Annotated in this window: 22 protein-coding genes; 9 read left to right on the plus strand and 13 right to left on the minus strand. The window is 62.1% G+C overall.

Features of this window, described 5'->3' with window-relative positions; all coding sequences use genetic code 11:
* Positions 1-33 precede the first annotated feature (33 nt).
* Positions 34-1,041: an ATP-binding cassette domain-containing protein gene (locus tag AC0L17_RS16250; RefSeq protein WP_473516572.1), complete on the plus strand. Its 1,008-nt coding sequence runs from the start codon at positions 34-36 to the stop codon at positions 1,039-1,041.
* Entirely contained in the window at positions 1,038-1,844 is an 807-nt protein-coding gene (locus tag AC0L17_RS16255; RefSeq protein WP_473516573.1) for an ABC transporter permease, read from the plus strand. Before AC0L17_RS16250 ends, AC0L17_RS16255 begins: the two co-directional genes overlap by 4 nt.
* 23 nt (positions 1,845-1,867) lie before the next feature.
* Here AC0L17_RS16255 and AC0L17_RS16260 read toward each other — a convergent pair whose 3' ends face one another.
* The 8 genes from AC0L17_RS16260 to AC0L17_RS16295 form a co-directional block, all read right to left on the minus strand.
* Positions 1,868-2,827, minus strand: a complete 960-nt coding sequence (locus AC0L17_RS16260; RefSeq protein WP_473516574.1) for a DMT family transporter — start codon at positions 2,825-2,827, stop codon at positions 1,868-1,870.
* Between the two features lie 320 nt (positions 2,828-3,147).
* Entirely contained in the window at positions 3,148-3,495 is a 348-nt protein-coding gene (locus AC0L17_RS16265; RefSeq protein ID WP_473516646.1) for a hypothetical protein, read from the minus strand.
* Positions 3,496-3,722: 227 nt separating this feature from the next.
* On the minus strand, positions 3,723-4,841 hold the full coding sequence (locus AC0L17_RS16270; RefSeq protein ID WP_473516575.1) for an ABC transporter substrate-binding protein: 1,119 nt from the start codon (positions 4,839-4,841) through the stop codon (positions 3,723-3,725).
* 45 nt (positions 4,842-4,886) lie between these two features.
* A complete protein-coding gene (locus AC0L17_RS16275; RefSeq protein ID WP_473516576.1) occupies positions 4,887-5,939 on the minus strand; it encodes an ABC transporter permease in 1,053 nt (350 codons plus the stop codon).
* Between the two features lie 18 nt (positions 5,940-5,957).
* Positions 5,958-7,454, minus strand: a complete 1,497-nt coding sequence (locus tag AC0L17_RS16280; RefSeq protein WP_473516577.1) for a sugar ABC transporter ATP-binding protein — start codon at positions 7,452-7,454, stop codon at positions 5,958-5,960.
* 81 nt (positions 7,455-7,535) lie between these two features.
* Positions 7,536-8,426, minus strand: coding sequence for an NAD(P)-dependent oxidoreductase (locus AC0L17_RS16285; RefSeq protein ID WP_473516578.1), 891 nt, complete (start codon positions 8,424-8,426; stop codon positions 7,536-7,538).
* Between the two features lie 3 nt (positions 8,427-8,429).
* On the minus strand, positions 8,430-8,996 hold the full coding sequence (locus AC0L17_RS16290; protein WP_473516579.1) for a gluconokinase: 567 nt from the start codon (positions 8,994-8,996) through the stop codon (positions 8,430-8,432).
* Positions 8,965-9,729: an SDR family oxidoreductase gene (locus AC0L17_RS16295; protein WP_473516580.1), complete on the minus strand. Its 765-nt coding sequence runs from the start codon at positions 9,727-9,729 to the stop codon at positions 8,965-8,967. Before AC0L17_RS16295 ends, AC0L17_RS16290 begins: the two co-directional genes overlap by 32 nt.
* Before the next feature lie 125 nt (positions 9,730-9,854).
* Between AC0L17_RS16295 and AC0L17_RS16300 the strand changes: the two genes are divergently transcribed.
* Positions 9,855-10,796 (plus strand): 2-hydroxyacid dehydrogenase, encoded by a 942-nt coding sequence (locus tag AC0L17_RS16300; RefSeq protein WP_473516647.1) that lies wholly within the window; start codon positions 9,855-9,857, stop codon positions 10,794-10,796.
* Positions 10,797-10,807: 11 nt separating this feature from the next.
* Complete coding sequence (locus AC0L17_RS16305) at positions 10,808-11,839, plus strand: L-idonate 5-dehydrogenase (protein ID WP_473516581.1); 1,032 nt, start codon at positions 10,808-10,810, stop codon at positions 11,837-11,839.
* Between the two features lie 9 nt (positions 11,840-11,848).
* On the opposite strand, the gene AC0L17_RS16310 is transcribed toward AC0L17_RS16305, so the two are convergent.
* Both AC0L17_RS16310 and AC0L17_RS16315 read right to left on the minus strand, forming a co-directional pair.
* Entirely contained in the window at positions 11,849-12,232 is a 384-nt protein-coding gene (locus AC0L17_RS16310) for a heme-binding protein (RefSeq protein WP_473516582.1), read from the minus strand.
* Positions 12,233-12,308: 76 nt separating this feature from the next.
* Positions 12,309-13,352 (minus strand): LacI family DNA-binding transcriptional regulator, encoded by a 1,044-nt coding sequence (locus tag AC0L17_RS16315; protein ID WP_473516648.1) that lies wholly within the window; start codon positions 13,350-13,352, stop codon positions 12,309-12,311.
* 229 nt (positions 13,353-13,581) lie between these two features.
* Here AC0L17_RS16315 and AC0L17_RS16320 point away from each other — a divergent pair, with 229 nt between their 5' ends.
* The 5 genes from AC0L17_RS16320 (at position 13,582) to AC0L17_RS16340 (ending at position 17,910) form a co-directional block, all read left to right on the plus strand.
* Complete coding sequence (locus tag AC0L17_RS16320; protein WP_473516583.1) at positions 13,582-14,508, plus strand: SMP-30/gluconolactonase/LRE family protein; 927 nt, start codon at positions 13,582-13,584, stop codon at positions 14,506-14,508.
* A 452-nt stretch (positions 14,509-14,960) separates the two neighbouring features.
* Positions 14,961-15,767 carry a transporter substrate-binding domain-containing protein gene (locus tag AC0L17_RS16325; protein WP_473491014.1) on the plus strand — a complete coding sequence of 269 codons (807 nt, stop codon included), beginning with the start codon at positions 14,961-14,963 and terminating at the stop codon, positions 15,765-15,767.
* A 70-nt stretch (positions 15,768-15,837) separates the two neighbouring features.
* On the plus strand, positions 15,838-16,542 hold the full coding sequence (locus AC0L17_RS16330) for an amino acid ABC transporter permease (protein ID WP_473516584.1): 705 nt from the start codon (positions 15,838-15,840) through the stop codon (positions 16,540-16,542).
* Positions 16,539-17,198 (plus strand): amino acid ABC transporter permease, encoded by a 660-nt coding sequence (locus AC0L17_RS16335; RefSeq protein WP_473516585.1) that lies wholly within the window; start codon positions 16,539-16,541, stop codon positions 17,196-17,198. Before AC0L17_RS16330 ends, AC0L17_RS16335 begins: the two co-directional genes overlap by 4 nt.
* Positions 17,179-17,910 carry an amino acid ABC transporter ATP-binding protein gene (locus tag AC0L17_RS16340; RefSeq protein WP_473516586.1) on the plus strand — a complete coding sequence of 244 codons (732 nt, stop codon included), beginning with the start codon at positions 17,179-17,181 and terminating at the stop codon, positions 17,908-17,910. Before AC0L17_RS16335 ends, AC0L17_RS16340 begins: the two co-directional genes overlap by 20 nt.
* Positions 17,911-17,919: 9 nt before the next feature.
* Here AC0L17_RS16340 and AC0L17_RS16345 read toward each other — a convergent pair whose 3' ends face one another.
* The 3 genes from AC0L17_RS16345 to AC0L17_RS16355 form a co-directional block, all read right to left on the minus strand.
* Complete coding sequence (locus AC0L17_RS16345; RefSeq protein WP_473516587.1) at positions 17,920-18,990, minus strand: adenylate/guanylate cyclase domain-containing protein; 1,071 nt, start codon at positions 18,988-18,990, stop codon at positions 17,920-17,922.
* Between the two features lie 3 nt (positions 18,991-18,993).
* On the minus strand, positions 18,994-19,485 hold the full coding sequence (locus AC0L17_RS16350; RefSeq protein WP_023797984.1) for a Rab family GTPase: 492 nt from the start codon (positions 19,483-19,485) through the stop codon (positions 18,994-18,996).
* A 15-nt stretch (positions 19,486-19,500) separates the two neighbouring features.
* Positions 19,501-20,345 (minus strand): OmpA family protein (locus tag AC0L17_RS16355; RefSeq protein WP_473516588.1); only part of this gene is annotated, 845 nt, incomplete at its 5' end.

A 20,345-nucleotide genomic window follows, 5' to 3' on the forward strand; every position in this document is an offset into this window, starting at 1 on the left:
GTTGGCCTTCATTTGCGACTGCCGGATGATTGCATGAACGATACTTCTCCTATGGCTGTGCCCGCCACGGGCCTTGCCCAGTCAGCCATTTCCGCCCGCGGCCTGGTCAAAACCTTCGGCAAGCTGCGTGCCGTCGATGGTATCGACCTCGATGTGCCGCGCGGCATTATTTTCGCTATCCTGGGTCCGAACGGCGCCGGCAAGACAACGCTGATGCGGATGCTTGCGACGCTGTCGCGCCCCGACGCCGGCTCCGCGACCGTGATGGGGCACGATCTCGTGCAGGCCCCGCACGAGGTCCGTGCGGCAATCGCGATGACCGGGCAGTTCGCTTCGCTCGACGAGGACCTGACGGGCCGGGAGAACCTCGTCCTGCTCGCCCGACTCTGGGGTTTTCGCGGTCGTGCCGCGAAAGCCCGTGCGGACGACCTGCTCGCGGCTTTCGGCTTGTCCGAAGCGGCGACGAAGCAGGTGAGGGACTATTCGGGTGGCATGCGAAGGCGGCTCGACATAGCCGCGTCGCTGATCGTCACGCCGGGCGTGCTGTTCCTCGATGAGCCGACCACGGGCCTCGATCCGAACGCCCGCAAGGATGTCTGGGGCATGATCCGCGGCCTCGCCGAGGCCGGCGTCACCATCCTGCTCACCACGCAATATCTCGAAGAGGCCGATCAACTCGCGGCACGCATCGCCGTCATCGACCACGGCAGGAAGATTGCCGAGGGCACCAGCCGTGAATTGAAGGCGGCCACCGGCTCCGGTTTTCTCCATGTCGCGCTCGCTGATGTCGCGCGGCTGGACCAGGCGGCGTCGATCCTGGAACGCCGGCTGGAGCACCCTGTCCAACGCAGTGCCGAGGGCGCGGAACTCTCCGTCCTTGCCGGCACGGCGAAGGCCGCCAACGAGGCGCTGGCCGACCTGGTCGCTGCCGGCATCGAACTGTCGGATTTCTCCATGGGCCAACCCAGCCTTGAGGAGGTCTTCTTCGCGCTGACGGGCCAGCCGAGCCTGGGTGAAAGCCGGAAGGACGACAAGCCATGATCGACACGACATCCCTGCATCGGCTGCAAAGGGTCGCCCGACCGAGGTCCCCATCAGCCCTTTCCAACGCGCTGGTCTTCGGATGGCGCGCGGTGCTGAAATTCAAGCATGTGCCGGAGCAACTGTTCGACTTGGTGATGACTCCGATCATGTTCACGCTGCTGTTCACCTTCGTCTTCGGCGGTGCGCTCGCCGGTTCGCCTGGCGAATACCTGCAGTTCTTCCTGCCCGGCATCCTGGTTCAGACCGTGGTGTTCAACGCAGTCTATTCGGGCATGGGATTGTCGACCGACCTCGGCAAGGGCTTGTTTGACCGCTTCCGATCGCTGCCGATCTGGTCGCTCTCTCCGTTCGCCGGTCTGATGGTGGGCGACATCCTGCGCCATTTGATTGCCGCCTCGATCATCCTCACCATCGGGCTGATCCTCGGCTACCGGCCGGAGGCGGGCATCCTCGGCGTGCTTGCCGCCTTCGCCATGCTGATCGCCATCGGGTTCGGCATGGGCTGGGTATTCATCGTGCTCGGCCTGCTGATCCGAACGCCAACCACAGTGATGACGCTCGGCTTTACCTTCCTGTTTCCGCTCGTCTTCGCCTCAAACATCATGGTCGACCCCGGGACCATGCCGGACTGGCTGCGGGCCTTCGTCGAAGTCAATCCGGTGTCGCTGATGACGACGGCGCTGCGCGGGTTGATGGGTGGCGGGGCGACACTCAGTCAGGTCGTCCTCGCCCTGATCGCGCCGGTGGCGCTGACCGCGATCCTGGCGCCGACGACACTATGCCTGTATCTCAGAAGGTGAGAGGCGTAGCGGGAGAGGTATCCCTACGCGACATGGGCCGTGCGCTGCCTCGGCTTGATCGCGGTGGCGAGCAGCAGGCCGGCGACGATAAAGGCGGCGCCGGCGAGGTCGTAGTCGTGCAAGCTTTCGCCTAGGAAAAGATAAGCGAGCACGGCGACAAAGACAGTCTGCAGATAGAGCAGCATGCTGGCGCGCCCGGCGCCAAGCGTCTCGACGCTGCGGTTGTAGAGGTAATACATCAGCGCGCCGCCCGGGCCAGCGACATAGGCGAGTGCCAGAAGGCCGTTCGCATGCAGCGCCGAACGCTCGCCGGAAAACAGCTCCCAGAGATAGAGGGGCAGTGCGGCCAGCGCGCCGGCCCCCAGCAGCAGGACCACCGTCGGCAGCAGTTCGATGGCGAATTTGGCGCGACGCAGCAGCACGGTGTAGAGGCCCCAGCAAAACGCGCTGCCGACGATCCACAACTCTCCGGGATTGAACTGGAGCCGCATCAGCGCGGTCAGGTCGCCGCGCGCCACGATCACCACCATCCCGACCAGAGCGAGCAGCGCGCCAAGCGCCTTCCAGATGCCGAGGGGCTCGCCGAGCACGAAGCGGGCAAGCACCATGGTCATGATCGGCGACAGCGCCATGATGATGCCGGCGGTCGTCGCGTCGGTGTAATTGAGGCCCGTGTAGATCATGCCCTGACAGAGGGTCAGCCCGATGGCGCCGATGGCCAGCACCTCGATCGCCCGGGACTGGATCAGTGCGAGCATCGCCCCGTGATGATGATGGACGATAGGCAGCAGGATCGCGCAGGCGAGCGCCAGCCGCCAGAAGCAGAGCGCCCAAGGCGGCATCTCGGGGGCGACCCACTTGGCTGCGATGTAGACGCCGGCGGACAGGAGCCAGCAGAGCGTCGCGGTGGAATAGGCGAGTGGAAGCGATGCGTCGGCTGTCGTCTTGGCTACGCCAGGATCGGCTATCGGCAGCGATTGCATGCCCGTCTCCTCCCACAGCCGATCTTAGCAAAATTGCTGCGTCTTGCCGAGCAGCAACGTCAGCTATGTCACCAATCCCTGTGCGGCCTGCTCGAGCGCAACATCTGGAGGATGGCGCGTGCGGATACCGAAGTATCTTCATCGCGCTGACGCGTGCCGATGCAGCGCCGGACAGGATCGCCGATTTAGATCTGGTCCGTGGTGGTGTGCGGCTGTCTCACCAGCTCGGCTTGCCACGTCGACAAAAGGCAAACCGCTGTGGAAAACCGAGCGGAAGATGGCGTCCCATGACGCCAAGCCGATCTCTGCTTACCGCCCGCTCATTCTTCAGGTGCACGTGTCGGCTCGTATTCGCTCGCGTCGAACACGTGGTGGTGAACGCGTCCGGTGAACATTTTCAGCAGCTCGCCGGTAACTTCGCGGCTTTCGGACCGGATGGGGGACTGAAGCGCCAATTCACAGGCCGCCATATCCGGATAGCGGATGGCCAGCGCCATTGCGTAGGCCGGGGCGTCTTCGTCGCGGATAGTTCCGTCGAGGATGCGGATTTCCTCGGCTCCGGGAAACTGCGTCCAGAGCGGGACAAGCCGGTCTTTCACGAACTGGCGGAACTCAGCTTCCCTGCCGCTATGGATTTCGCCTTCGAAGAGCGCGTATCGGATGATCATGGTTTCTCCGGGGTTTCGGCCTGCAACATTTCCCGGTGCGGCCGCGAGGCCGCGCGACCGCCGGATCGGTTGAGGTGGGCTGCTGTGGCCGGGTGAGTCGTGGGGGGGGGGGGGGGGGGGGGGGGGGGGGGGGGGGGGGGGGGGGGGGGGGGGGGGGGGGGGGGGGGGGGGGGGGGGGCCCCCCCCCCCCCCCCCCCCCCCCCCCCCCCCCCCCCCACGGCCGGCGCCTACATTTTGCCCCACATTTTCTTGTATTCGTCGCGATAGCCATTGTCGGGGTCGAAGCTGTTCTTCGGCCCGCCGTCGAATTCGACGTTGTCTGCGGTCACGACGTGGAGCGGCGAAAGGTAGCCGGACCATTTTACACCGGCGATCGCGCGGTTCAGCTCGTCGACCAGTTGCCAGCCCTGCAGGTTGAGCGGTTCGGCCACCGTCACCTTCTGGAACTGGCCGGCGCGGATGCGTTGATAGGCCGATTCCGAGCCGTCGCCGGCGGCGACATTGATCGGCGCGTCGGTACCCGTCTTGCCGGCTGCCGCGAGCGAGGGACCCATGAAGTCGAAATAGAGATCGTTGATGGCCAGCGAATGCGTCCAGCTGTCGCCGTACTTCTGCAGCAGTGAGGTGGTCAGCTGCGGCATGCGCTGCGACGTTTCGGCGATAGGCGTGTCGACATATTCGAGCACGGTTCCGCCGAGCTTCTCGATTTCTTCCTTCATCCGATCGGCCTTGGCGATGGCTATCGCATAAGTGGAATCGGTGAAGATCACCACTCCGGGTTTTCCTTTGGCGTCTGCGTAGGCCCAGTTCGCGGCCGCGGCTGAAACCTGCATGGCGTCGGTGGAGACATTGGCAAAGAGCCCGATCTTGTCGTCCGGGCCGATCGTCGGGCCGGCATGCCAGGCAACCATCGGAATGCCCGCGGCCTTGGCCTGCTCGATCGCCGGTGCCTGTTCGACCGCGTCGAAGCCGTTGATGATGATGCCGCTTGGCTGCAGCGCCATGGCCTGGCCGAAGGCGGCGGTGCGGCCTCCGATCGATCCGGCGCCGTCGATTACCTTGACCTCCCAGCCGATCGCCTCGGCCGCTTCCTCGACGCCGGTCGTCACCCCAAGGATGCCGCCATTTTTCAGGTCGCCGGCAAGAACGACGATTGTCTTGCCTTCCTGGGCCCTCGGGCCGGCGGTCGGGCCATCCCAGGCCGTAACTTTCTGGGCATATTTTTCGACGATCGCCATGGCGTCGGCCATGGCATCGGCCCGCGCCTGGTCGGCAAACATTGCCGGGGCCACGATGGCGGCCGACAGCATTGCCACCGATGATTTCAAGAAATTCCTGCGCTGCATAACCTACCTCCCTGCTTTTGAGATCCTGATCGACCGTCCGGACTATTAGCTTCCGGACGGATTTGGCTTTCGCGGCAGTTTTGCCGCGGCGCCCCGTTTGCGCTGCGCGTATCCGGCAATGCCGATCGCGACGAGAAGCGTCACGCCGTTGAATAGAGGCTCAACGAAGAAGGAGCCGCCGAATTGCTGGATTCCGGAAATTCCGACGGCGAGGATGGCGACGCCGATCATCGTGCCCCAGACATTGACCCGGCCGGGCTTGATGGTGGTCGAGCCGAGGAACGCACCGACAAGCGCCGGCAGCAGATATTCAAGGCCGACGCTCGCCTGGCCGATGCGCAGCTTGGAAGCGAGCAGGACGCCCGTCAGTGCGGTGAGAAACCCCGATGAGACGAAAGCCCCTATGACAAAGCGCCGCACAGGAATGCCGTTGAGGGCAGCCGCCTTGGGATTGGCGCCGATCGCGTAGACGTAGCGGCCGATCGGCAAATATTCCAGCACGATCCACAACGTGACGGCGATCGCCAGCACATAGAAGCCGGTGATCGGCAGGCCGAACAGCATGGTGCCGTTGAGTGCATAGAACCCGTCGGGCAAGACACCGACCACCTGCCGCCCACCGGTGTGCCAAAGGGCAAGCGCATAGAGCACGGTTCCCGTGCCGAGCGTGGCGATGAAGGAATCGATCCGGGCGACTTCCACGAGGAGCCCGTTCAGGAAGCCCGTACCGGCGCCGAGAAACAGGACGATCATCACGGCGAGGGGCCAGGGGATGCCCAGCATGGTCTGCAGGCTGATAGCGAGGATGTGCCACAACACTATTCCGTAGCCGACGGTCAGGTCGATGCGGCCCGAAGCCATCGGGATCATGGCGGCCAGCGACAGCAGTGCGATGATCGCCTTGTCGGAAACGATCGAGCGTAAATTGAGCAGTGTCGGGAACGTTTTCGGCAGCAGGATTGAGAACAGCACGATCAGCATGAGCGTGAGGATGACGAGGCCGTAGACCGGGACGAGCCTGATGAGCTTCTGCCGCGCCGGCAGGCCGGTCATTTCGCCCTGTGTCGGCTCGAGAGCGGTGGATTCGATGGATTGCATGGTCTTGCTCCGGGTCGGTCAGGCGGCTTCGGATGCCGATGCGGCGGTGATTACGGCGGATGTGGTGAGTTCATCGCCGGCGAGCTCGCGAACGATCTGCCCGCGGGAAAAGACCAGCGCCCTGTGGCAGATATGGGCGATCTCCTCGAAGTCGGTCGAAACGACGACGACGCCCAATCCGGCTTCGAGCGCCCGCCCGATCAGCCGGTAAATCTCGGCCTTCGCGCCGACATCGACGCCGGCAGTCGGGTCTTCGGCGATGAGCAGCTTGCGGCCGGTATGAAGCCAACGGCCGACGACGACCTTCTGCTGGTTGCCGCCGGACAGCGCCTCGATCGGCAGGTCCGGATCGTTGGGCCTGAGGCCGACCGTGTCGCCGATCGCCCGAGCAAGTGCCGCCTCCTTGTGGCCAGCGAGAAAGGAAAACAGGCTGCGCCTGGCCGCGCCCGGATTGATAAAAATGTTTTCGCGGATTGAGAGTGCAGCCGCGATCGATTCCTCGGTGCGATCGCGGGCGATGAGACCGACTCCGGCTTGCATCGCCGCAATGGGACTCGAGAGATCAGGCGTTTTGCCGTCGATGGAAATCTCGCCCGCAAAAGTTGTGCAGCCGAAGAGCGTCCGCCCGATGAGTTCCTGCCCGGCGCCGCGCAGCCCGACAAGGCCGAGCATTTCACCCCGGCGGACGTCGAAGGAAACCGGCCCGGCTCCCGCGCAAACCAGGTCGCGCACCGTACAGATCGTCGCGCCCGCCTTGGTGGCCGCCTTGGCAAAGATCTGGCTCGCCGGTCGCCCGACGATCATTTCCACCAGTTCGTCCGGCTTTGTGTCGGCTACCTTCTTCTGGCCGACCAGCTTCCCGTCCCGCAGCACGGCTACCCTGTCTGCGATGCGGAAAATCTCGTCGAGTCGGTGCGAAACATAGATCATGCCGACGCCGCGCTGCTTCAGGGGACGAAGCGCGTCGAACAATCGGTCGACCTCATCGGCGGGAAGGCTCGCCGTCGGTTCGTCGAGCACGAGCACATCGGCTTCGGTTGCCAGCGCTCGGGCGATCGCGACGAGCGACTTTTCCGTCCGGGTGAGATCCTGGACCCGGGTCGTCGGATCGAAATCGCAGCCGACGAGGCTGAGCGCGGCCTGAGCCCGCTCTTCCGTCGCGCGCCAGTCGATGAGGCCCGAGCGGAGCGAAAACCCCTGAGCCAGCCCGACATTCTCGCCGACGGACATCCATTCGATCAGGCCGAGGTCCTGGTGGATGAAGGCGACCTGCTGGCGCTGGTTGGGACGCGGGGGCCGATGCTGATACGGCTCGCCGCGAAACAGGATGCGTCCGCCATCCGGCCGGTGGATGCCGGCGAGCGTCTTGATGAGCGTCGATTTGCCGGCGCCGTTCTCTCCCAGCAGGGCGAGAATTTCGCCTTCATGCAGATCGAGCGATACGTCGGAAAGCGCGCGCGTGCCGCCGAACTCCTTGGTAATCGACTGAAACTCGACCAGCTTGTTCCCGAACACGCACGCTCCTCCCAAAGCTAATAGGTATATGTTATCGATAACATAGCCGGATAGTCAAGCGCCGCCCGCGTAAATCATGCGTCAGTCCTGGCGCATGCCGTCGAGCAGGCGCATCATTTCGGCGGAATCGCGGGCTCCGAGACCGGCCGCGCAAAGCAGGCGATGAATTTCGACGACCTGCCCAGTCATCGGCAGCGGAGTCTTCGTCTTCAGCGCGAACGCCTGGAGGGAATCGAGATCCTTCAGCATGTTGTCGATCCGGCCGGTCGGCGAAAAATCGCGCGCGGCGAATTTCTTCATGAACTCCTGCATAATGTTGGAATCGGCGCGACCGCCGGCGAGCGCAGCGGGAATTAGTGCTGCATCGACGCCTCCGGCTTCGGCCAGTTTCACGGCTTCCGCGACCGCCTGGAACAGAACGGCGCAAAAGAGTTGGTTGATCAGCTTGGTCGTCTGGCCGGCGCCACTCGGGCCCATCAGCGTGTAGTTCGCGCAAAGATGCTGCATGACGGTCCGGGCGCGCTCGAAATCGGCCTTGTCGCCGCCGGCCATAACCGTCAGGCGGCCCGCAAGCGCGCCGGGTGCGCCGCCCGAAAGCGGACAGTCCACCCACTTCATGCCGGTTTCGTCAGCAAGTTTTTTCGACAATTGCGCGGTATCGACTGGATCGATGGACGACATATCGATGAGGATCTTCCCGGGTCCGGCTGCTTCAGCGACGCCCGCGGCGCCGAAGACCGCGGCACGCACTATGTTGGCGTGGTTGAGGCTGAGGATGACGAAATCGCTTGCCTGCGTCGCGGCGGCAGCGGAGGCGGCGGATGCTGCGCCTTTACCGGCAAGAGCGGATACCTTGGCGCTGTCGAGATCGAACACCGTCACCGCCTGCCCCTCCTCGAGAAGCCGGGACGCGATCGCCGAGCCCATGATGCCGGCGCCGATGACGGCGATTTTTGCTGGGGCTTGCGACATATCTCACGTTCCCTTCGTTTGCTGAACCTGTACCCCGATCCCCATCTCCGCCAGCAGTGCACAAGCGGCGTCTATGATCGCGTCCACCGTCGCGGCGATGTTGACCGTGATCACGCCCTGCTCGGCCGTGGGATCTTCCAGCGTCGCGAATTGGCTGTCCAGCAGCGAGGGTGGCATGAAGTGGCCGCGCCGCTCGCCGATCCGTTGCCGCAGCAATTGGTGCGATCCTTCCAGGAACACGAAGACCAGATCGCCTCTGGCCGCCTGGCGAAGGCGATCCCGATAAGCTTTCTTGAGTGCCGAGCAGCTGACGACAAGGCCATCGCCTTGCGCCGTACGCAGCGCCCGGCCGACAAGGTCTAGCCAAGGCCAGCGATCGGCGTCGTCAAGCGGAACGCCGGCCGACATCTTCTCGACGTTCTGGAAGGGATGCAGCGCGTCGCCCTCGACAAATCCGATGCCCAGGCGCGCGGCGATGCCCTCGCCAATGCTGGTTTTGCCGCAGCCGCTGACGCCCATCACCACGATGAGGGCCGGCTCAGAGGCAGGTCGTGATGCCGCCATCGACATAAAGCGTATGACCGTTGACGAATGACGAAGCCGGGCCGGCGAGGAAGACCGCCGCGCCAACCAGTTCGTCGACATTGCCCCACCGCCCCGCCGGAGTGCGGTTGGCCAACCAGGCCGAGAACTCCGGATTTTCGACCAGCGCCTGATTGAGCGGGGTCTTGAAATAGCCGGGTGCGATCGCGTTGACCTGCAGGCCATGTTTGGCCCAGTCCGCGCACATGCCGCGCGTCAGATTGCGCACGGCGCCCTTGGTGGCGGTGTACGGCGCGATGTTGGTCCGGGCCAATTCGCTCTGCACAGAGGCGATGTTGATGATCTTGCCTTTCTGGCGTGGGATCATGTACCGGGCCACCGCCTGACCGACATAAAAGACGCTCGAAATGTTGGTGCGCAGGAGTTCATCCCACTTGTCGGCCGGAAAATCCTCGAGCGGCGCGCGATACTGCATGCCAGCATTGTTCACGAGAATATCGATCGGCCCAAGATTGGCTTCGATGTCGGCGGCGCCCTTTGCGGCAGCCTCTGCTGAGGTGACGTCGAACACCGCGCCATCGGCTTTGAAGCCCTTCGCGGCGAGCATTCGAGCCGCCTCCGCGACTTTGTCGGCGTTGCGGCCGTTGACTACGATCGTCGCGCCATGACGCGCCAGACCCTCGGCCAGCGCCAGGCCGATGCCTTGGCTCGATCCGGTAACCAGGGCTCGAAGCCCAGTCAAATCGAAGAGCGAACTCACTCCAACCTCCCTGCAAGGCAAAACGATTCCAGGCGACCCGATTTTCTTGCTCCGCCTTTCTAGCCCATTGACATGGATGTTATCGATAACATAGTCAATAGAAAAGGTGAAAATTCGGAGGAGACCTGCCGGTGACCGACATCCTGATGATAGGCCCTTACCCCGCCTGGGACATGGAAGACCTGGAAGCAAAATACCGGATGCATAAGCTCTGGGAGGCGACGGACACGGACGCGCTGCTCGCCGGAAAGGCCGACGCCATCCGCGCCATCGCAACCCGCGGCGAACTGGGCGCGAGCGCCGCGCTCATGGCAAGGCTGCCTAAGCTGGAGATCGTCTCCTGCTACGGAGTGGGCACCGACGCGATAGACCTCGGCCACGCCAAGGCGAACGGGATCCGGGTCACCAACACGCCGGATGTGCTTACCGAAGATGTCGCCGACATCGGCATCGGTCTTCTGCTATCGGTGGCGCGCAATATCCCTCAGGCGGATGCCTATGTGCGGAACGGAAGCTGGACCAAGGGCAATATGCAACTCGTTACCCGCGTCTGCGGCAAAAAGCTCGGCATTGTCGGCATGGGCCGGGTCGGCGCCGCGGTGGCAAAGCGCGCGGCCGCCTTCGATTGTGCCATCTCGTACTACGACATCAACAGGCGCCGCGACCTGCCTTACGCCTATGTCGGCGACCTCGTGGATTTGGCGCGCGACAGCGAATTTTTGATCGTAACACTCGCTGGAGGCGAAAGCACAAAAAACATCATCAACGCCTCTGTCCTTGAAGCGCTCGGTCCTGACGGCATTCTCGTCAACATCTCGCGCGGCAGCACGATCGACGAAACGGCGCTGCTCGCAGCCCTGGAATCGAAAACGATCAAGGGAGCGGGGCTTGACGTCTTCTGGAACGAGCCGGCGATCGACGAGCGCTTTCTGAAGCTCGGCAATGTCGTGCTGCAGCCGCACCATGCCAGCGGCACGGTCGAAACAAGAAAGGCGATGGGCAAGCTCGTGCGCGACAATCTCGCCGCCCATTTCAGCGGGCAGGCCCTGCTGACGCCGGTCGTTTAGGAGGCGCGTCCATGAAGTCGCTCGTCATTCATGCCGCAAGGGATCTGCGGATCGAAGAAACCGACCCCGGCGCGCTCGAACCCGGACAGGTCGACATCGCCATTGAGGCCGGCGGCATCTGCGGCTCCGACCTGCATTACTACAACCACGGCGGCTTCGGCGCGATCCGGCTGCGCGAACCGATGATCCTCGGCCACGAAGTCGCTGGCACGATCAGGGCGGTCGGGGAGGGGGTTTCCTGCCTCGAGACAGGCGATCGGGTTGCGATCTCGCCGAGCCGGCCGTGCAATGCCTGCCGCTATTGCCTTAAGGGCCAGCAGAACCAGTGCCTCAACATGCGCTTTTACGGCAGCGCCATGCCGATGCCGCATATCCAGGGAGCATTCCGCCAACGGCTGGTCGCCGACGCCACGCAGTGCCACCGGATAGCAGACCACGTCTCGATCAACGAGGCGGCTTTCGCCGAGCCGTTCGCGGTTACGCTGCACGCCGTCAACCGGGCGGGTTCGCTGTTGGGCAAGCGGGTTCTCGTCACGGGCTGCGGGCCGATCGGGGCGCTCTGCATCATCGCCGCCCGCGCGCACGGGGCACGGGAAATCGTCGCAACCGATGTGATGGCCGGCGTTTTGAAAACAGCCACGGAAATCGGCGCCGATCGCACGATCAACGTCGCGACCGACGCCGACAAGCTGGCGGCCTACAACGCCGACAAGGGATATTTCGACGTGATGTTTGAGGCGTCGGGCAACGAGCGCGCTGTTCGCGCCGGTCTTGAGGTTCTAAGGCCGCGCGGCGTGCTGATGCAGCTCGGGCTCGGCGGCGACCTGGCGATCCCGCAAAATCTCGTCGTCGCGAAGGAAATCGAGATGCGCGGCACGTTCCGCTTCCATGACGAGTTCGCGCTCGCCGTCGACCTGATCAACCGCAACCGGGTGGATGTGAAACCGCTGCTTACAAGGATCTATCCGCTCGAGGAAGCCGTCGCAGCCTTCGAGATCGCCGGCGACCGCAACAAGTCGATGAAGATCCAGATCGCCTTCTGAAGGGCTACGCTACCGGGGCGAGCCGCTCACAGCATAGCGGCGCCGATCGCTGCCAGGGTGGCGCGCGACGTCGATGTCCTGCTCGCCGCTTCCCGATCCAACGGCAATCGCGCCCGCAAGCCTGCTGCCGAAGCGGATGGGCAATCCGCTGGGAAGACAGCTCACGCCGCCCTGCGATGCGACTGCCGCCGCTGCCTCGAATGGTATTGCGCCTGTCGCGGCGTTGATGGCTGCCGCCGTGCGCGCCTTTGCCCGCGCGGTATGCATGCTCAAATACCTGGCGCCGTCCATGCGCAGGCTGGCGATCGTCTCGCCGCTGGCGTCGACCACGACGAAGCATTGCGGGACACCCATTGCGCTTGCTGGCGCCATGCCTGCGCTCAGCGCCTTCATTGCGCCGTCATGGCTCAGACTTACGGTTCGCGGAACACCGCCATGGTGCGGCCTCTATCGCCGGAATGGTTGAGTGTTAGGCGCTTTCCCGCTCCACCACCTTGTAGCTGGTCAAGATAATTTCCTGGGACAAGCCGTTGTCCTCGCCCTTGATCGACTGGATCAGCTTGCGTGCGGCCTGTTTGCCGATGCCGTAGCAGTCCACGTTCACCGTCGTGAGTGTCGGATGGCAGTAAGCTGCAATCTCGAAATCGCCGAAGCCGGCGATCGCGATGTCCTGCGGAACCCGGATGCCCCGGCGCTTGCACTCCATCACCGCACCAAACGCCGACAAATCCGAGACGCACAGCGCGACCTCGGTATCCGGCCAGCGCTCCAGCATGCCGACGACCGCCTGTCCGCCCTGCTCGATCGAAATTGGAGGCACGCCGAATGAAACCAAGCGGCCGGGCGGCAGGCCGAGTTCCTCGATCGCCTTGACGAAGCCGGCCCGCCGCTGGCTGCCGCGCGTATCCCGTGACGTCGTACCGCCGATATAGCCGAATTTCCGGTAGCCTTTTTTCGCCAATGTCCTGACGAGCAGCGCCATCGCCTCCTCGTTTGAGAAGCCGACGACCTGATCGATCGGCTTTGGCGGCAATTCCCACGTTTCAACCACCGGAATGCCCGCGCTTTCCAACATGCGCCGCGTCAGATCGGTATGTGTGCCGCCAGTCAGGATAATGCCCTCCGGACGGCGGCGAAGCATCGCCTCGATCAGCCTTTCTTCCTTTTCCGCCGTGTAGTCGGTGTAGCCGAGCAGAAGCTGAAGACCAGTATTCTCCAGTTCGTCGGTGATGCCGCGGGCGGTGTCGGCAAAATTCGAATTGTTGATCGAGGGAATGATCGCGGCCACAAACCCGGTCTTGCGTGATGACAGGCTTCCGGCGGACTGGTCGAGCACATAACCAAGCTCGTTTACCGCCGCCAGGATCCGTTCACGCGTTGCATCCGAGACGCGGCCGTCCTTCTTGAGTGCTCGCGAAACCGTCATCGCCGAGACGCCGGCCCGGCGGGCCACGTCAAGCATCGTCGGCACCTGGTTCTCGGGAGATTTGGCGGTCAGTTCCTTGGGCATCATGACGTTCCGCAAGCCGGTTGCGGGACGCACACTAACGACCGAGCGTGCCATGGATTCATCGCGCGCTTGTCCTCATGCATGCCCCCTTGGAAATCAAACTACGACATGTATGTTATCGCTATCATGGCGCGCTGGCAACAGCCGTCGCACCGCGCATGCCGCCGCACGAGATCGATGCACGCCGGTCAAGTACCCGTTGCCGCGCGAATAACCAGGAGAACTCAACCCAGTGTTTGGAGAGATTGAGGGTACAGGTTTCGAAATGCTCGATCCGCGATTTGCCGCCTGCTTCGTCGGGCACGCGCGCGTCGAGCGGCTTTGGTCGGGCGGGCGCTGGCTGGAGGGCCCTGCATGGTTCGGGCCGGGCCGCTATCTCATCTGGTCCGACATTCCGAACAACCGGATGATGCGCTGGGACGAGACCGACGGCTCGGTTTCGGTGTTTCGCCAGCCTTGCAATAACAGCAACGGAAACACGGTCGACAATCATGGGCGGCTTGTCACCTGCGAGCACCTGGCGCGACGGGTGACAAGGACGGAGTTCGATGGCGCGATCACGATCGTTGCCGACCGGTTCGAAGGCAGGCGCTTCAACTCGCCGAACGACGTCGTGGTTGCGTCGGACGGCGCAGTCTGGTTCACGGATCCGCCCTACGGCATCATGCACGACTATGAGGGCGATTACGGCGAGGAAGAGATCGGCGGCTGCCATGTCTACCGGGTCGATGCGGCGACGGGCGCGGTCACTCGAGTCGCCGACGACTTGGTCAAGCCCAACGGCCTTGCGTTTTCCCCCGACGAAAAACTGCTCTATGTCGCCGACACGGGCGCTACGCACCTGGAGCGCGGACCCCGTCACATCCGGAAGTTCCGCGCCGGCGACGAAGGAAGGCTGAGCGGCGGCGACGTCTTTGCCGAATGCGCCAGTGGATTTTTCGACGGCTTCCGGATCGACACGAAAGGCCGCGTCTGGACCAGCGCCGGCGATGGGGTTCACTGCTTCGATCCGGACGGAACGCTAATCGGCAAGATCCGCATTCCCGAGACCGTCGCGAACGTCACTTTCGGCGGAGCTCGCCGCAACCGACTCTTCATCTGCGCGACGACTTCGCTTTATGCCGTCTACCTTACGGCCAACGGCTCCAAACTGGGCTGACACTGCAGCAGAACGGTCAGCCATTTCGGGCGTCTGCGACTGCTCGACAATGTTACAACTCGAGCATCGAGGTAGAGCCAAGATCGGGGAGTCGCCGAAGCGAATGTCCCTTAGACGCGCAACCAAGCCGCGAATCTCCTGTATTTCGCGCATTTGGGGCTAACAATCCATGAAACACGCGCTGGGCACTTGACATCATGTTATCGATAACATCAATATAGGGCGGTTGGAGGAAAAATGAGATCGGCACACTCGCAAATGCGGGGCTAAGGCCCGCGGAGACCGCCCTGTGCAGTCGCCAAGGGCAGTGTGCAGATCCAATTTTCCAACATCGAAGCTCTAGGAGCAGACACAGCCATCTGTCCGATCGTGTCAATGCCGGTGGATGCACGGACATATTTGATAGGCGCCTCGCAGTCGGCGCCTCGGGATCTTTCACGGAGGAGAACACCATGAAACCACTTGTCAAAATCCGCGCAATATTCGCCGCGATCAGCCTTGCCGTCCCAATGCTAGCGATGGCCAACGCGCCCGCCAGCGCCATCACTCTGGAAGAGATTACGTCACGCGGCAGCGTCCGAATCGGCGTCGTGACCGGCGCGCCTCCGATGGGCATGGTCGATGAAAGCGGCAATCCGACGGGTTACGACGTCGACGTCGCCAACCTCATTGCCGGTTATCTTGGAGTGAAGGCGGAACTCGTTCCGCTGACGCCGCCGTCGCGAATCCCAGCCCTGCAAACCGGCAAGGTCGATTTTCTGGTGGCCACGCTGGCGCCTACCGGAGAACGGGCCAAGACCGTCATGTTCACCCAGCCCTACAGTGCCTTCAACATGGTGATCGTCTCTGGCCCAGATCAGAAATTCGCCCAGCTATCAGAGCTCGAAGGCAAACGCGTTGGCGTCAATCGGGGCTCGTCGCAGGAAGCCGCATTGCGGCGGGTCGCCGTGCCGGGGCTCGAGATCGTCGTGTTCGAGGACGATTCGACAACCGCTCAGGCGCTCTTTGCCGGCCAGGTCGATGCGACCGCGCTCCCCTCGACAGTTGCCAACGCCATCATTCAGCAGAGGCCGGACGCCGGTCTGCAGGTCGGCTTCACCTTTTTCCGGCAAGGCAACTCCATGGCCACCACGCTCCAGGATTTCGAGGTGCACCAGTGGCTCAACACCGCGATCTATCTGATGAAGAATTCCGGCGAACTTGACGCCATCGCGACGAAGTGGACGGGCACCGCGATGCCGCAACTGCCTTTGTTCTGATCTCACGAAAGGTTGGCGGACTATCTGCGTCCGGCAAATTCGTTGGTGACGTTCCGATCGAGGACCAAGAATGTCTTACACATTCCAGTTCGGCGCTATCGCGCAATACACCGACGAGATTGTCGCCGGGATATGGCTGACGATCATGTTGTCCGCCGCCTCCATCGTGATGGGAAGTTCGTTCGGCATCGTTCTCGCGTCGCTGCGTTCGATGCACGGCCGGGCAGTGCGGCTCATGGTCGATGCGTATGTCGAGATCATCCGCAACACGCCATTCCTGGTTCAGCTTTTCATCATCTATTTCGGACTACCCGGCGTTGGTCTGCGGGTTAGTGCAACGACGGCGGCGCTGATCGGCATGACGATAAACCTCGCCGCCTATTCGACCGAAATTATCCGAGCCGGCATAGAAGCCGTCCACAAGTCGCAGATCGAGGCGGGCGAAGCGCTCGGGTTCACATCCTTTCAAATCTATCGCCATGTCATCATCATGCCGGCAATTGCCAAGGTCTATCCGGCGCTGTGCAGCCAGTTCGTCCTGATGATGCTTGCTTCAAGCATCTGCTCGGCGATTTCGACCAAGGAACTCGCCGCTTCCGCAGCCTTTGTCGAATCGCAAAGTTTTCGTTCGTTCGAAGTCTATATCGTCGTGACGCTGATCTATCTGGCTCTCGCCCTGGCGTTGCGCGCGATACTGGCGCTCGTCGGCTGGGGCCTGTTCGGGCGCCGTGTGGCGCGCACGGCGACGACCTCCCTTGCGGAGGTGCAGGCATGACGCTCCGGACTTTCGGCTTCAGCGAATTCGGTTTCCTTGTCTCGGCGCTGCAGTGGACGATCCTTTTGACCGTCATTGCGCTTTCGGGTGGCGGCTTTATCGGCTTCATCATTGCACTCGCGCGGACCTCGACACGCAAGGCCGTGCGGGTTGCCGCCGCAACCTACATCCAGATCATCCAGGGCGTTCCCGTGCTGATGATCCTGTTTCTTTCGTATTACGGCCTCAGCCTCGCCGGCTTTCAAATGCCGCCCCTGGTCGCAGCCGGCGTTTCGATGACGATCTATGCCTCGGGGTACCTTGCGGAGATCTGGCGCGGCTCCATTCAGGCCGTGGCGAAGCAGCAATGGGAGGCGTCGGAATCCTTGGCGATGACGCGAGCCCAGCAATACCGCTACGTCATCCTGCCCCAGGCCCTACGCATCGCGCTCCCTTCCACCGTCGGCTTTGCCGTGCAGGTGGTCAAGAACACGTCGATCACCTCGATCATCGGCTTCGTTGAACTCGCCCGCGCCGGGCAACTCATCAACAACGCGACGTTCCAGCCGTTCCGCGTTTTTCTCGCAGTCGCGGCTCTCTACTTTGTCGTCTGCTATCCGTTGTCCCAGCTGTCGCGTCTGCTGGAAAGGAGGCTCCATGTCGGAAGTGCTTATTGATAATGTCCACAAGAGCTTCGGAGCTGTCGAAGTCCTCAAGGGCGTCTCGCTGTCCGTCAATCGGGGTGACGTGTTTGCGTTGATCGGCCGCTCCGGTTCCGGAAAAAGCACGCTTCTGCGCTGCATCAACGGACTGGAAAAGATCAATTCCGGCCGCATCGAAGTTGCCGGCCACGCCGTTGGCCGAGACCCGAAAGAGTTGCGCAAGCTGCGCACCGATGTCGGCATCGTCTTCCAAAGCTACAATCTCTTTCCGCACCTGACGGTGGGCGAAAACATCATGCTGGCGCCGCGGATCGTTAAATTGGTGTCGAAAGCTGAAGCCAAAACCACTGCGGAGGAAGTTCTCGGCATGGTTGGCCTGTCGGAGAAGTTCGACGCCTATCCCGACCAGCTTTCCGGCGGCCAGCAGCAGCGCGTGGCGATCGCCCGCTCGCTCGCCATGCGTCCCAAGGTGATGCTGTTCGACGAGGTGACGTCGGCGCTCGATCCGGAACTGACCGAGGAGGTGCTGAACGTGCTGGAAACGCTCGCCCGTAACGGAATGACCATGCTGCTCGTCACCCACGAGATGGGTTTTGCCCGCCGGGTGGCGACCACAACGATTTTCATGCATCACGGAAAGATCTGGGAAGAGGGGCCTTCGGTGGAACTCTTCGGCAGGCCGAAGACCCCGGAACTGCAGCAGTTTATTAAATCGGACGTGAAGTAGCCCGGCAAATCAGGCCGGGAGCCTCCACATTCGCACACGACCTGTACCGCGCAATTCCGTTTCCGCGAGTGGGTCACAAGCAAAATTTGGTCCAAGCAGTTTGCGAGTTGCATCCGAAATACGGATTTCATCGGGCTCCGCTGACGTTTGAATACGTGCGGCGAGATTAACGGTCTCGCCCCAAAGGTCATAGGCAAACCGCCTTTTGCCTATGACGCCCGCGACGATTGGTCCTGAGTGAATTCCAATTCTGAGTCTTATCGGTTCTCCTGCGAAGCGTTCGTGCTTAACCGCCTTCCGCAGTTCAAGTGCATAGTGCGCAAGAGCTTCTGCATGATCGGATCGCGCGACGGGCAGGCCAGCGACCACCATCACACAATCACCGATTGTCTTGATCTTTTCGCAGCCGTCTCGTTCCGAGAGCAGATCCGCCGCCTTGAAGAAGTAATTTAAAATAGCCAGCGTTGTCTCGGCTCCGACGCTCCGCGCCCTTTCCGTAAAGCCGACGATGTCGGCAAAAAGCACACTCACGTCAGCATGGTTGTCTGCAATTTGTTCGTCCGCTTTTAACCGCTCCGCGATCGACGCCGGAAGAATGTTGAGGAGCAGGCTTTCGGCGCGCTGGTATTCACGCGACAATCCCTCTTGGCTCTGCCGCAACGCCTCGTTCGTCAACTGTAATTTTTCGTTGAGTTGACGCTCCCTCTCTTGCAGGAGTGTCATTTCATAAGCCTTCTGTTGAAGCCGCTGCCTAGTGTCGCGTTCGGCAGTGGCGTCAAGAAAGAGCAGCCATACGCAGGCATTGTCAGCAAAAAGATGAAGGTCCGCGACACGCCCGCTGGGCAGTTCGACCATGGCCATATGATATGGAAGCTCCGGGCAAGGCAGCAAGCCTTCCATGAATTCAAGCTGCTCGGCAACGGGCTTGCCAATGCAAAGTGATGATAGGCCGTAATGTTCAACACTACCGCCCTTCGCAGCTATGCAAAGCTGGGCATCAATTTTCAGATATGCGACAGAGTGCTCGCTGTAGAAGAAATCGTAAATCCAGCTTCTGACTTCTCTTGGCAATCCACGCATGGTCTATTCGGTGACCATGGAAGCAAGCTGGCGGAACGCATCATCAACATATTCACCCGAAAGCGCACTTGTCAGATAGATTTGCCATCCAAGTTGCCTCAGTTCGTTGATCTCACTATCCGATATTGCCCACCGATCGGCCAGATCGGATTTGTTGAACAGCAATACGAACGGCATGGCGCCGAATTCGGCCTCGGCCCGCTCGCGCAGCGTGAGCGCCACGGCAAGAGTAGCGGCGCGGGTTCCATCGACGACAAGCACGAGCCCGCTCGCGCCCCGCACATAGCTGACGCGGAACGACCCGATATCGTCTTCGCCGGCCAGATCCCACAAAATCAGATCCACGGTTTTGTCCGGCAGTACAACACTCTTCTTGTCGATTTTCACTCCCACGGTGGTCAAGTAGGTTTCTGAAAAGATGCTTTGCACAAACCTGCGAACCAGACTCGTCTTTCCGACAGCGAACCCGCCCAACATGCAGATCTTCTTTTGCAATGTCCTGGGCTCCGCCTAATGGAAGTTTACCGTAACCGAAACTCTGCGATTGGCGGAACTCCCGGTTCGGCTAATCTCAGTCTCCGCTGGCTCAAAGGTGCCCGCGCCGCGAACCAAAAGCAATTCCGGATCGACGCCGCGCTTCTTGAGAAGCGCACGAACTGTCTCCGCGCGGGCCGCGCTGATCGACACGTTGGCCGTTTCACGGCCCGTCGCGTCCGAATGGCCGGTCAACATGAACTGTGCCGTTACGCCTGCCTTGCGGGCGTCCTTGGCCAATTCCTTCAACTGGTTCGCCAATTTGTCGAGAACCGGCAGTTGCTCTGGTCCCGGTAGAGCCTTGCCAGAATCGAAGAAAATGTCGACCGCTTGAATAGCCTCCCTCAAATGCGTGAGTTGTTGAGGGGTCAACTCGCGCAGCTCGGAAATTTCTAAAGAGAGTCCGTCCGCGGCCAGTTGTTGGGCGGCGACCCGCGCCCGATCTATCCAGGCGGCAGGAGCCTCGCCCACGACAACGATGCGATCCTTGATGATCGAAAATCGTACTGAATCCGGCGGAGCCAGCGACGCCATCAGCCGCTTCACCACGAACTTCGGATCAAGGCTCTGATAGAATTGCCACTGCGAATGAACGCGAGCAGGATCAACCCCTGTTCCGGACAGCAGAGCCTGCGGGTCGGCGGCCTGCGGGTCTCTCAGGCCGGAAATATAGAAATGCCCGCCACTCGCCCTTTGTTGGGCGACGATGATTCCCGGTTGGGCCTCAAGACGCGACACATAAGTCTGCCAGTGCTCCGCCGCGCGTGCTTCGGGGCTCACATCACGAACCTTGGAGAAGTCGAACACCGGTCCGCCTGCCT

The organism is Mesorhizobium sp. WSM4829 (assembly GCF_055811475.1).